The organism is uncultured Sutterella sp., assembly GCF_937923675.1.
Classification (GTDB): domain Bacteria; phylum Pseudomonadota; class Gammaproteobacteria; order Burkholderiales; family Burkholderiaceae_F; genus Sutterella.
Genome location: NZ_CALDXB010000034.1, coordinates 1 through 12,120, shown reverse-complemented (window position 1 = coordinate 12,120; position 12,120 = coordinate 1). Strand labels below are relative to the sequence as shown.

12 protein-coding genes are annotated in these 12,120 nt (G+C 57.4%); 5 read left to right on the top strand and 7 right to left on the bottom strand.

All coding sequences use genetic code 11. The features are described from left to right. Window positions 1–993, bottom strand: a 993-nt coding sequence (locus Q0106_RS04700) for an FAD-dependent oxidoreductase (RefSeq protein WP_297609548.1), incomplete at its 3' end; no start/stop codon positions are given. A gap of 78 nt (window positions 994–1,071) precedes the next feature. Continuing rightward, window positions 1,072–1,842 carry a type I 3-dehydroquinate dehydratase gene (gene aroD, locus Q0106_RS04695; RefSeq protein ID WP_297609545.1) on the bottom strand — a complete coding sequence of 257 codons (771 nt, stop codon included), beginning with the start codon at window positions 1,840–1,842 and terminating at the stop codon, window positions 1,072–1,074. Between the two features lie 15 nt (window positions 1,843–1,857). Between aroD and Q0106_RS04690 the strand changes: the two genes are divergently transcribed. Further along, window positions 1,858–2,733: an alpha/beta fold hydrolase gene (locus Q0106_RS04690; protein WP_297609541.1), complete on the top strand. Its 876-nt coding sequence runs from the start codon at window positions 1,858–1,860 to the stop codon at window positions 2,731–2,733. 128 nt (window positions 2,734–2,861) lie between these two features. Here Q0106_RS04690 and Q0106_RS04685 read toward each other — a convergent pair whose 3' ends face one another. Both Q0106_RS04685 and Q0106_RS04680 read right to left on the bottom strand, forming a co-directional pair. Then, entirely contained in the window at window positions 2,862–4,025 is a 1,164-nt protein-coding gene (locus tag Q0106_RS04685; RefSeq protein WP_297609538.1) for a porin, read from the bottom strand. A gap of 406 nt (window positions 4,026–4,431) precedes the next feature. Next, window positions 4,432–4,980 carry a hypothetical protein gene (locus Q0106_RS04680; RefSeq protein WP_297609535.1) on the bottom strand — a complete coding sequence of 183 codons (549 nt, stop codon included), beginning with the start codon at window positions 4,978–4,980 and terminating at the stop codon, window positions 4,432–4,434. A 197-nt stretch (window positions 4,981–5,177) separates the two neighbouring features. On the opposite strand from Q0106_RS04680, the gene Q0106_RS04675 reads away from it, so the two are divergent. Together Q0106_RS04675 and Q0106_RS04670 are read left to right on the top strand one after the other, a co-directional pair. Further along, window positions 5,178–6,701: an FAD-dependent oxidoreductase gene (locus Q0106_RS04675; RefSeq protein WP_297609531.1), complete on the top strand. Its 1,524-nt coding sequence runs from the start codon at window positions 5,178–5,180 to the stop codon at window positions 6,699–6,701. A 141-nt stretch (window positions 6,702–6,842) separates the two neighbouring features. Further along, window positions 6,843–7,547 carry a hypothetical protein gene (locus tag Q0106_RS04670; RefSeq protein WP_297609528.1) on the top strand — a complete coding sequence of 235 codons (705 nt, stop codon included), beginning with the start codon at window positions 6,843–6,845 and terminating at the stop codon, window positions 7,545–7,547. A 35-nt stretch (window positions 7,548–7,582) separates the two neighbouring features. Here the strand turns inward: Q0106_RS04670 and Q0106_RS04665 are convergent, their stop codons facing one another. The 3 genes from Q0106_RS04665 to Q0106_RS04655 all read right to left on the bottom strand — a co-directional run bounded on the left by Q0106_RS04665 (window position 7,583) and on the right by Q0106_RS04655 (window position 10,205). Continuing rightward, window positions 7,583–7,864 (bottom strand): hypothetical protein, encoded by a 282-nt coding sequence (locus tag Q0106_RS04665; protein WP_297609525.1) that lies wholly within the window; start codon window positions 7,862–7,864, stop codon window positions 7,583–7,585. 30 nt (window positions 7,865–7,894) lie between these two features. Beyond that, window positions 7,895–9,049: an AAA family ATPase gene (locus tag Q0106_RS04660; RefSeq protein ID WP_297609523.1), complete on the bottom strand. Its 1,155-nt coding sequence runs from the start codon at window positions 9,047–9,049 to the stop codon at window positions 7,895–7,897. 73 nt (window positions 9,050–9,122) lie between these two features. Next, window positions 9,123–10,205: a substrate-binding domain-containing protein gene (locus tag Q0106_RS04655; protein ID WP_297609520.1), complete on the bottom strand. Its 1,083-nt coding sequence runs from the start codon at window positions 10,203–10,205 to the stop codon at window positions 9,123–9,125. 267 nt (window positions 10,206–10,472) lie between these two features. Between Q0106_RS04655 and Q0106_RS04650 the strand changes: the two genes are divergently transcribed. Both Q0106_RS04650 and Q0106_RS04645 read left to right on the top strand, forming a co-directional pair. Further along, on the top strand, window positions 10,473–10,688 hold the full coding sequence (locus Q0106_RS04650; RefSeq protein WP_297609517.1) for a hypothetical protein: 216 nt from the start codon (window positions 10,473–10,475) through the stop codon (window positions 10,686–10,688). A gap of 613 nt (window positions 10,689–11,301) precedes the next feature. Next, the coding region (locus Q0106_RS04645) for an IS5 family transposase (protein WP_297609514.1) at window positions 11,302–12,120 on the top strand (819 nt) is incomplete at its 3' end.

Genomic DNA, 12,120 nt, shown 5'->3' with positions numbered 1-12,120 from the left:
GAGAGCTGAACAAAGGAACCACCCCGGTAAAATTGGTGGATTCCAGCTAACGGTCTTCTTCGCCTTGATGGTGTAGGTCGTGCCGCTGTTGAGATCCACAGCCTTCACGCCCGTGACCTTCCCGTCCTCGACGATGAGGTCTTCAACGCGGGTGTTGTAGAAGACCTTGGCGCCGTTCTGGGCGATCACTTCGCGCAGGTGCTGGGCCATGGTGCCGGCGCCCCCCTGGAATTCGAGCGCGCGGCGGTGCGAATACTCGGCGAGGTAGGGAAGATCGTTCGGGATGAACTTGACGCCCACCTTTTCATTCAACCAGTCGATCGTGGGACCGACGTTCTTTGCGTAGAGCGTGAGCTTCGAGAGATCGTTCTTGCCGGCGCCGTTCTTGAGGAAGTCCTTCACCATCGAATCGACGGAGTCGTCCTTGGAGCCGAAGGCCTTCTGAAGCTTCGAGCCCTGGGCGACGACCTGGCCGCCCGAAATCGAAGCCGCACCGCCGATGAAGGGCATCTTCTCGACGAGGATCACGTTGAGGCCGTTCATGCGGCTGCGGATGGTCGCGGACATGCCCGCGCCGCCGCCGCCCACGATGACGACGTCAGTGGCGAGGTCTTCGTTCTTCGCAACTTTCTTGAGCACCACCGGAACGAGCGCTTCCGGGTCGGCGCCCGCCTGCTTCACGCAGTCGGCAACGGCCTTCCTGATGGCGTCCGAAGTAATCGTGGCGCCCGAAACCCCGTCGACCTTCGGCGACTGGGCGTTGACGATCTTCTGCGGGAGCTGATCAACGGCGAGCGTGCCGATGCCCTGGGTTTCGGTCTGCTTCACGACCTTGACGGCGGAAATCTTATCGGCCGTGAAGGTCACCTCAACGGTGACGGCGCCGTGGATGCCGGGGGCGGAAGCCGTGTAGGTTCCCGCCTTGAAGGTGGCGGCGGAAGCGGCGGTCGCAAAGAGCGCGGCAACCGCAAGAGCAGCAAAAGTCTTCTTCATGGATGAAATTCCTCTTGGAATCAGTCAATCAAAAACAAATTTATTCTAGGCAATCATTAAGCATGAGACGCATCCGCATTACGGATTCATCGCGCGGTGGAGCGTTTCGAGCACAGAGAGGCATTCCTCGGCCGGAATCTGGCCGGGCGCGCTCGCCTTTCCGCCCACAGACGCAAAGGTGAGGTCGGAGCCGAACCCTTCGCCCGTGATGCGCGTGAGCACGCCCCACTTTCCCATCGCCATCGTGAGCATCGGACGGTCGCTGTAGTAGTGGCGCATCTTCGCGGTCGCGGTCATCACGGTGAGCGCGTCTTCGGGCGAGAACGCCATGACGGCGAGCTTCAAGATGTCGGCGCCGAATTCCTGTTCGAGGAGAAGTCTCCTGATGATTTCGCCTTCATCAGGCGTGAACTTGAATTCGTGGTCGCTGATGATGACCTTGATGCCTTTGGCGTGCGCGGCCTTGACGAGAGAGCGGATCATGTCCGCATCGCGGAAGAGCTCAAGGTCGATGATGTCGGCTTTGCCGGACTCAATAACGGCGCGGTAAACCTCGCCGTAGTACTTGTCTTCGGCAATGAAGGGACCGCCGTCGGTGCCGTTTCTCAACGTCACGAGGACAATCTTGTCGCCCGCCGCCTGATAGGCCTTCCGGGTCACCTCGGCAAACTCTGCCGGCTTCAATTTCCCGAGATAATCGATGCGGACCTCGACCATGTCGAGGGCCTTCATGCCGGCAAACTTCTCGAGCGTCTGATAGAGGTCTGCGGCATTCTTGCTCGTCGTCGGGGCGATCAGCTTCGGGCGCCCTTCGCCGATCCGGCGGCCCTTGACCTCGAGGGGCTTCACGGCGACCACGCCTTCGTGAGGTACCAGATCCCGACCGATGCGAGAACGTATCCGCTCGTCTTCCTTCATGGTTACGGGGAATTCTCGAAGACCTGGGAAACAACGCCTGACGGCCGCGACGGCTTTCAGAACATCTTCCTCTCGCGCGGCTTCAAGGTCTACCTCGTCGACCAGCCGCGCCGCGGCGGCGCCGGGAAGGCGACCGTAGCGGGCGAAATTCCTGCCAAATCCGACGAAGCCTTCTTCTTCGGGCAGTTCCGCATGGGAATGTGGCCGAAGTTCTACGAGAACTCGCAGTTCCCGGAGGACGCGGAGTCCCTCAACCAGTTCTTCCGCCAGATGACGCCCAACACCGCTCCCTATGACGCGAAGGTGAACGCCCGCGCGATGGCGGCCGTGCTTGAGAAGTCGGGCGACGCCGTTCTCGTCACGCACTCCCAGGGCGGCGGCATCGGCTGGCTCACCGGCATGATGAGCGACCATATCAAGGGAATCGCTTCCTATGAACCGGGGAGCAACTTCCCGTTCCCGAAGGGCGAGGTGCCTGCGCCCATCAAGACCTCGAGCTTCTTCGGCGACTTCAAGGCGGACGAAGTACCGCTTGAGGACTTCAAAAAGCTCACGCGCTATCCGATCGTCATCTTCTACGGCGACTACATTCCGAAGGAGCCTTCGACCAATCCCCACCAGGACTACTGGAGAGCCGCCGTCAAAATGGCCCGCCTCTGGGCGGATGCCGTCAACCGCCATGGGGGCGACGCTGAGGTGATTGAGCTCCCTGAAAAGGGACTCCGAGGGAACACGCACTTCCTCTTTGCCGAGAAGAACAACCTCGAGGTTGCCGATCTCTTCTCCGAGTGGATGAAGGAAAAGAAGCTCGACATCCGCTGAAGCCTGAAACTGCAGCGAATCTGAACCCGTAAGAAAAATTCCCCCGCAAACCGTGCAAGTCTGCGGGGGCATCTTTTTATCAGCGCGGGAAGACTCTTGCCGGGAAACCGGCGCTGATGAAGATTTCTTTAGAAGCGGTGGATGAGACCAGCCATCACTTCAACCGCGCTCGGGTCGCGGTCCTTACTCGCGTCCTTGTACTCCAGCTTGTCCTGGAGATAGGTCGCGGCCGTGTAGACGGAAGTGCGCTTCGAAAGGTTGTAGTCGTAGCCCACGGAAATGTTCCAGCGGTCGAGCGTGTTGTCGCTTTCAGCCGTGTCTTCCGCAGAAAGGTATCCGACATGAGCCTTCGCGGTGCCGCCGAACGCCGGGACGCCGACGCCGAGCGCAACGCTGTAGCCTTCAGCGCCTTCGGCAGAGAAGCGCCCCGCCTTTCCGATCGAGCTGTCGTCGCCAATCGCCTTCTGGCCGACCGAGTACGCATTGTCGAAATACTGGAAGGCGGCGTAGGTCTTCATGAAGCCGAAGTCGTAGTTGCCGCCCAGGGTAACGGTGATCGAATCGTCCAGATCCGTGCCCCTGACGGTCTGCTGCGAACCGTAATTGACCGAGTCGACGATGCCGACGAGGTAAAGATTCTCAACCTTGTAGTTGGCGCCGATTGCATAGTAGCGGTCGGCGGAGGCCTTGCCTTCATCCCAGGAAATCTTGGCCGACCCGGTCTCGCCGTTGTCGTCCGAATTGCCGAACGAGTACTGGGCGAAAGCCGTAAAGCCCGCAAACGTCGGGGTCTTGTAGGTGACCATGTTGTCGTAGCGCGTGTGGCCCGCAGCCTGCACGAACTTCATGCCGGTGAGGTCGCCCCAGCCCGTCGAGAAGGGACTCGTCTGTCCGAGAAGCCCGTAGGAGCCGAGCGAGCTCGCGAGCTGTCCCATGCGGCCGAAGGCGATTTCGCCGAAAGCGCCCGTCAAATGGAGCGAAGCTTCGCGGCCGAAGATCCTGTCGTCGCCGTTTGAATCGAACGTGCCGTCATCGGCATCAAACCCGTTTTCAAGGACGAAGCCCACCTGAAGGCCGTTTCCGAGATCTTCCGTTCCCTTCAAGCCGAAGCGGGAACCGGAGTTCATGCCGGACTTCATGGTGAAGTTGTCCTCGGCATCAGCCTGAGCGTCGCCGTCAGAATGCTGGTACGAAAAGCCGTAGTCGACAAGACCGTAGAGCGTAACGTCGGCAGCAAGCGCCGAACCTGCAAATGCGCCCAATACCGCGAGCGCAGCCAGAGTCTTTTTCATTTAAATACCTCTTAAGCAAGAAGAATAAAGTTCGCATCCTTGCTGCGAACTCATGTTTAGTGTCGCAGGTTTGTCTTTCAAATTCAAATTTGAACAAGCGTTCATCAAGTCAAATTCCATGTTTACCTTGATATTTTAAATTGTAAGTCGGCTAACAATTTGTAAGTGTTAAACGCAATTCAAACATTGAAGTACATTTGAATAGTCAGCTATTAAATTAGATGGAATTCAGGAAAATCAATGCCATTTACGAGAGACCATAAGCCCTCTCAAAATGAATCTGCAGGACTCACGGACGCCGGACGAATTTCCGCTTGTGAGGGCTCAAGGCTCCCGCAGGCAGGATGGCTTTCAGTCTTCAAAACCTGCCGCGCTGTGATCGAGGAGGATCTGACGTAGAGAGCATTCACTCACGGAAAAGCCCGTCTGCAAAATCCTGAGCAAAATGCTCTGCCTTCTTTTGCGCCCCATCGGCAAAGATCGCGAAAAGCCCGCCCATCGGGACGGATGCGCCGAGCTTTGCCCGGAGGACCTGGTTGCGGGCTTCGTCGAGGACGGCCTTCGCCGCATCTGCTCCGATTCTTTCCGCCTTCGCGGCGGCAGCGAGATAACCGCTGAGGCTTGCGTATTGCCCTGCCCTCGCCCCGACGCGCTCCTCGAGTGCCTTGCGGGCGACATCGAACTCGTCCTCGGAAATTTCTCCCGAATCTTTCAGGGTTCTGAGCTTCTCCCCGCATGCTGCGGAAAAGAGCGCGAGCTCGATCGCGAGGAGCTCCTCCATGATCCGTGCCTTCTTCTTTTCCTTGAAGAAGAACATCGGCTCCCCGATTTCGAAGGCTACGAGAAAAGCCGTGCGGATCTCTCCCTTTACTTCCGCGTCAATCGAAAGCTGATCCATCGCGCGATCGCATTGAAGAGCGGCGTCGCGTCCGCGAATCTGGAGTTCCTGAGCCATTGATGTTTCCCGTAAGGAGAGAAGAGGAAGGTGCCCGGAATTATAGGCCGCAGGGGCTTTCTCCCTTTTTTCTGCTTTTCGTCCCGGGCCGCCTCCTGACTCAGGTCAGGACAATCGGGTCAGGAGAAGCGCTTCACACTTTTCGCTCATACTCAATGTAAAGCAAATTCAAATTGCTTCCCAAAAGGAGAGAAGAGATGAAAGTATGGGCCTATACCGCTGCCGCCTTTGCCGTCATGACCATGGCGGGAGGCGTTCTCGCAGCAGAGCGCACGATCACGACGGACGTGGTGGTCGTGGGCGCCGGTGCCGGCGGTCTGACGGCAGGCGTTGCCGCAACGGATGCCGGCTTGAAGACGATCGTTCTTGAAAAGAATGCCGTCGTGGGCGGCGGCGGAAACTACATGGAAGGCACCTTCTTTGTCGGTTCTGCGCTCCAGAAGGCCGACAACATCGGCGTCAATCCCGAGCGCCAGTTCAAGCGCGTCATGGACTTCCATCACTGGCGCATCAACGCCCGGGCGCTCAACAGCTGGTTGAAGCAAACCGCAGGCGTCTACGACTGGCTTGCCGACCATGGGGTTCATTATGAAGCCGTGAAGACCGCCTTCATCGACGGGAACCGCACCTGGCACATGTACAAGGGCGGCCACGGCACGGTTCTCGTGCAGGAATTCTCGACCCGGATCAAAGCCAAGGGCGGCGAGATCATGACCTCCACCCCTGCGCAGTCCCTCATCATTGAGGACGGCGTCGTGAAGGGTGTAAAGGCAGTTGCGAAGAACGGCGACACCCTTACGATCCGCGCCGACAACACCATCATCGCCACGGGCGGGTTCTCAGGAAACAAGGAGATGGTGAAGAAGTACCTCCCCTATGCGGGCTACGAGAGCGCCGGGTCTCCGGGCCGCACGGGCGACGGCGTGCAGATGCTTGAAAGCGCGGGCGCGAAGCTCGTCAACATGAATGTCTGCATGCAGGCGGGCCTGTGGTTGAAGGGCGTGCCGACGGACCTCCAGTTCGGCAAGGACGGCGTCACGAAGGCCGAATACGTGAGGCTTCTCGCCGCGCTCTTCCAGCCCTACCTCAAGACGTCGCTTCAGGGCGAACGCGTCGCGGACGAAACGCTGCCCCTTGAATACATCTCGAACGCCTTTGAGGAAGTGGGCGGCGAAGGCTTTGCCGTCTTTGACGACAAGACGCGCGAGGAGATGATCAGGGAAGGCCTCCCGCGCGGCTACTTCGGCATGGTGACGCCGGGGACGAAGTTCACGAACTTCGACGCCCTCTTTGAGCGCGGCGTGAAGGACGGCTTCTGCTACAAGGCCGATACGCTCGAAGACCTTGCCAGGATGACCGGCATGGATCCCGCGCGCCTCGCCGCCACCGCGAACCGCATGAACGAGCTCGTGAAGATCGGCAAGGACGAGGACTTCTATAAGGATTCCGAGTGGCTCCGCGAAGTGAAGACCGGCCCCTTCTATGCGATTAAGGGGAGCTTGAGGACCTACGCCACCACGGGCGGCGCGAGCGTCAACGAGTTCTTCCAGCCGCTTGACGCGAAGGGCAATGTCATCAAGGGCATCTACGCGATCGGTCAGGATGCGGGCGGCCTCTACTCCGACTCCTACGACATGCATATTGCCGAAGGCACGGCGAGCTCCTGGGCCATCTGCGGCGGGAAGCTCGCGGTTGATCACATTGTGAAGACCGCGAAGTAAATCCTGAAAACGTAATGCACGTGAGAAAGCCCGGCGGCAGCGCCGGGTTTTCTTTTTCCCGCCGATGGGAAAACTCTCTTGACGGCGTCGGGTTGAGAAAGCGAAGATGAATGCTTCCTCCCCGATTCTTTTCTCCCGTCCATGTCGAACCCGGAAGTCATCTGTCCCTGGATTGTGCCGCGCGCGCCGAAATCGCTTCTCGAGCTTTTTGATGCTGAAGGGCAGTCGCAGGACTATTCCATGCGCGCCTACATCCAGACGGAGGCCGAGCGGTCAACTCTGGTGCGTCGCATTGACTCCGGACTCGTGAGCCAGGGCGTCACCAACTACCGGCTCAACAAGCCCCTGGCTATGAATCTTTATCCGGACGGGAGCTTTCAGGGGTTTCTGAACCTCTTCTCCTCGGAACCTACGCCGCGGCTCGTGCGCGCCGTCAGGCCCTCAAGGATCACTAGCCTTCCGGGCAAGATCTTCCGCGAGCGGCTCATGGACGACAAGGCCCGGTTTCTGGAATACGTCGGCTACACCGAACTTGCCGGGAAGTCCGAACTCATCGGGATGGAGGCGCTCTTTTCGCTTTCTTTGCCCGAGCGCTTTCTGCTCTTCTGGGCAGCGACGCTTTTCCATTGCGGCATCAACCCGCTCGAGTCCCGGGAGGAATACCTGGAGCTTCCGATGCAGGTGAGCCGGGCAACGCTCTCCAACATCATCTACACGACGAAGGCGCCGCTCGACCGGCTTCTCTCCGCGGCGGCGAAGGAAGGGACCCTCATCCGCCCTGCGGGGAGGCGCCTCGTCAGAAGGAAGGATCTTCTGATGATGAGCGAATGGATTTTGTCAAGGTGATTCCTGAGCGTCTCTCAGCGCCAGGATGAGCTGCCTCAGGCATCGATCTCCGGGCATTCCTGCCAGAGCACAAACTCCCGCCTTTGCTCAGAGAAGACGAGCGCAGCCCGAATTCGCTTTTCCTCTCCTCCATCCTGAAGCCCGTAGCGTTTCTCTCGGAGCTGCGCGAGCGCCTCTTCGAGCAGTCGTTCGGGCTTGCGGCCTTTCTCTTCCTCGGTGCGGGAAAGGAATTTAAGCTCCAGAACCCAGTGGCACCGGCTGAGTACGTAATGGATATTGAGGGAAGTCCGTTTGAGAAGCGTTACCGCCTCATCCACCCTCCCCGTTCAAAAGGCATCGCGGATTTCTCACGCGCCGATCTCCCGAATCGATCGACCCACGAGCAGACGCTCCGAATACATGGTCGCCATTGCTTCCTCAACCTCGCGGTTGGGGTACCCCAGGAAAAAAGTATTGAGTTCTCTGCGCCTGATGGTGAGGTAGCCGGCAAGGGTGAGTAGCGCCGTATCACGCTGTCTCTCGGACCCTGTCGGGATCAGCATCTCGCCGTAGCTCAACGGTTTCTCGACCGCATAATCGGCAGGACTCCGCTCCGCATGGTCCTTGAGGTGCCGTCCCAGAAGAGAAATCGGTCCGCCAGATTCGATCCAATAGCTCCGAAAGCCTCTATAGGGTCGAGCCAGGATATTCAGCACAGACCAAGGGGAATACACGTAGACAGAGGAATCCTCATCGAAGCAGTAGCCGCCATAGTACTGGCGCAGCTTCTGAAGCGTCTCGTCTTCAGAAAACCCCAGCGTAACGGCTGCATTTTTGAGATACGGAGAAAAATACTTCATGATCTCAAGTTCAGTGAACCCGACAATATCGCCGTATATGGGGTCAAGAGAAATATCAATCAGGTCATCGAGTTCCGAACAACCGTCTTCCTGATTGAATTTGGTGATGCCCGTCATGAAGAAGAAACGGAGCTGCGCAACATTGCTCTTGCAGACGGTGTAGAAGGCAGCGAGCTTCCGCCTGACCACCCTGAAGAGCACCGGGTTGTCCATCACCGCCGTCAGCGGCGCATCGTATTCGTCAATCAGAATAACCAGACTCTGCCGAGGCTGAGTCTTGAGCCAGCGATCGACCTCAAGATGAATGAGTCGATCTTCGCCATGATGAGGCTTGAATCCGTATTTACCAAAGGCGTTGTCCAGAAGGCGTTCAAACTGAAGGGTGAAGGCCTCAACAGAATCGAAGTGGCTAATCGTTGAGAAGTCAAGACGAACAACGTTATAGCATTGATCTTCGCGCCAGATGTCCTGAATCGCGAGGCCCTCAAAATGCTTGAGCCCTTTCGAGAAAAGAGCTTCAAAAGTAGAGATCAGGAGCGACTTCCCGAAACGCCGGGGGCGGACCATAACATATTGCTGCCTCATCATGGCAAGAGAGGCAATCTGCCGGGTCTTATCGACGTAAATCATCCCGCTCTCCCGAAGCGCGATGAAGTCCGGCATGTTGAGAGGAAGCCGCTGAAGTTCTGTAGTTGGCATGCTATTGGCGTTCAGAAATGCCAGCTTCACGAAGTTTTTACACTGGTGTGCGGCAGCATGAACTCTTCCACCAGCCGAGCGAAGCGGGATCCAGCTCCTCGCCGCAGCCCTCCGCAGAGACCCCCGCAAACTGCTGCGCCGTGGAGCGCCATTCCGGCGAACGAAGCGTAGCCAGAAGCTTCCCGAGCGATGAGAAGTCGCCGTCCCGGCGCCAGATAAGGAAGTAGTCCTCCTGAGAAAGCGGCACGAAGTCCGCGCCAGCCCTCCGCGCCGCCGTTTCAACGCAGAGCCCGGCATCCGCACGTCCAGAAGCAACGCAGGTTGCAACGGCATCGTGGCTTGCCTCCGCTGTCGTTTGCCGGATGGCGCTTCTTGAAACGCTTTCCTTCCGGCATAAATCGTTCAGCAGCACCTCCGTGCCCGTCCCTTTGCCGCGGCCGACGTATCTCAGGCTTTTTGCAGCGACATCGCTGACGGAACGGATGCCGAAAGGATTGCCTTTTGCCACCGCGAGCCCCTGCATGCGTGACGAGAACCGGCACATTGAGGTCCGGGCGGGGTCGATAAGCGGCGCAAAGGCTTCAGCCGCACTGGACGCGGAAGTCTCTTCGGGAGACATTCTCGGGAAGTTGAAGCCCGCGATATCGCACGCACCCGCGGCAAGAGACTTCAAGCCTTCCGCACTGGTTGAAAACTGGAGATCCAGAATGACGCCCTGCGGAAAAAGATGCGCCGGGAGCATTGAAAGCCAGGAGTCGAAGCATCCTGCGATTCTGATGATGTCCGCATGGGGGTCGCATGCCGCGGCGAGCGCGGAATTCAATTCCGCACGCATTTTCTCCATTTGAACCGCATACCGGGCAACGACGCTTCTCTCCGCCCAGAGAAGCTTTTCGCCAAGAGGAGAAAGCTTCGCCGGCCTTCCCTGCTCTCTGACGACGAGCTTCTGGCCGAACTTCTTCTCCCACGCTTCAATCTGCCCCCAGAAGTAGCGGTACGAGACGCCGGTCTTCTGCGCCGCCTTCTGGAGCGACTTTTCGCTCTCAATCGCGGCGAGCTCCCGGATCAAGGGGTTGAGGCAATTGCCGCCGCCGTCGCCGGACTCCCCTGCTTCAGGCACGATATCGTAAGAGAGTTGAACAGAAAACATAGAGAGCAAAAGAGAAGAAGCAAAACACAAAAAAGAAAAATGCCCGGCAAAGGATAACCCGCCGGGCATTCATGCTACCGCTTCGCCTCCCTCTATCCGAGTCTTGCCTCAGGATTGAGGAAGCCGAAGCCTGCCGGATGCTCTATCAGAGCAAGATATTAACAAAGCAATGCTTTAGTTGACAAATGGTGCTATAGGCGTGTTAACAATGTATTAATTTGTTAACGGTCAGCAAAAATGAGACTGCTAACCCACAGCGTCAATGAGACTTTTTCTACCCTTCACGGCGACACCAGCAAACGGCAAGAGTTTCAGAACAGCGCTGATCTTTTCAAGGAGGCGAAAAGCTACACAGCGGCTTTTCTGGTAACGCGCGAGCTCGTGGATTGTTTTGCGGGCATTGTGCTGGCCGAGCGCTCCACTGCGGCATCTGGCGGCGATACCGGCATTTAGCCTACGGGCACTGAGGCAAGCTCTGTCAAGCGAACGTGGAATAAACGAGCGCGGCCTTCAGGCGCGCGAAGCTTTATGCCGCGAAAGCGCTTGACAGAAATCCCTGAGATATCATTTAGTTAAGGCGGATGCATCCAAGCGCAGCGCGCGGTGCATTCGCCTTAACGACAAACCATCTCTACGGTCTTCCTTCACTTGAATCTTCGCGTCTTACCGTCAAGAACATGATATTTCAGTGTAATTTGCGGTATCTAGCCCTGTGGTAATTCATCTCTCCTTACGGAGGTTTCGGGTTTCAGTGGTAATAGGGCTCATGGTGGCGGAGGTATCCAGGCCAAAAGGATGTTGGTATATCGTCCCGGCCAGATGCGGTATGCGGTCTCATGTCCCTGAGGTAACACGTCTCAAAGTCGTTGGCTAAACAGTCTCGTTTACGCTGACCGTTAACATTAACAATGTATTAATTGCATAAATATCAAATATATGATAGAATATATCTATCATAAATAGATTTGCAAGAGGCTTCTGATGGAACAGCTTTCGTTTTCGGACCTTGAAACCAATCTTCGCCGCAAAACCCGTACGGAACGCCTCACCGAACGGTTGGAAAAGCTTGTCCCCTGGTCAGACCTTCTACTACGAGTCAGGCCGCCGCGGCCGGCAGCCTTTCCCTCTTGAGCTGATGCTCCGGATTCATCTGCTTCAGATCGCCTACAACATGAGCGATCCCCAGATGGAGGACTTCCTTCACGAGAACTCTACTGCTCGAAAATTCGTGGGGCTGGCGCTGGCGGATCGTACGCCGGACGAATCCACGATTCTCCAGTTCCGTCATCTGCTCGAGAAGCACAACCTCGGCAAGCAGGTCCTTGAACTGGTCAACGACGGCATCACCGCTGCCGGACTGGTTCTCTCCAAAGGACGCATTGTTGATGCCAGCTTCATTGAGGCTCCGAGCTCCACCAAGAATCGCGATCACAAGTGGGATCCGGAAATGTCAAGCGGCAAAAAGGGAAATACGTGGCATTTCGGCATGAAGATGCACGTCGCCACCGACGACCTCACCGGCATCGTCACGAATGCGGTCTACGGCCCCGCCAACGAGCATGACATCAGCCGTGCGAGGGAACTGATACCGTCGGAGACGGAGCAGGTCTACGGCGATGCCGGCTATGTCGGGATGGAAAAACGCGAGGAATTCCAGACGGATAAGGAAGCGGAGAAGCGTGAGTACCGGATCAACATCCGTCCAGGCGTTTTGAAAGGGCGATCAGCTGAAGACATTGTGCGCAGGATCGAACATTTAAAGTCCAGTGTCCGATGCAAGGTTGAGCATGTCTTTGCGCGTGTGAAGCTTCAGATGTCGTACCGCAAGACCGTAAGGATCCCATCCGTACGAAAACGCAAAAAATTTGGGCGCTCGGTAGAGCGC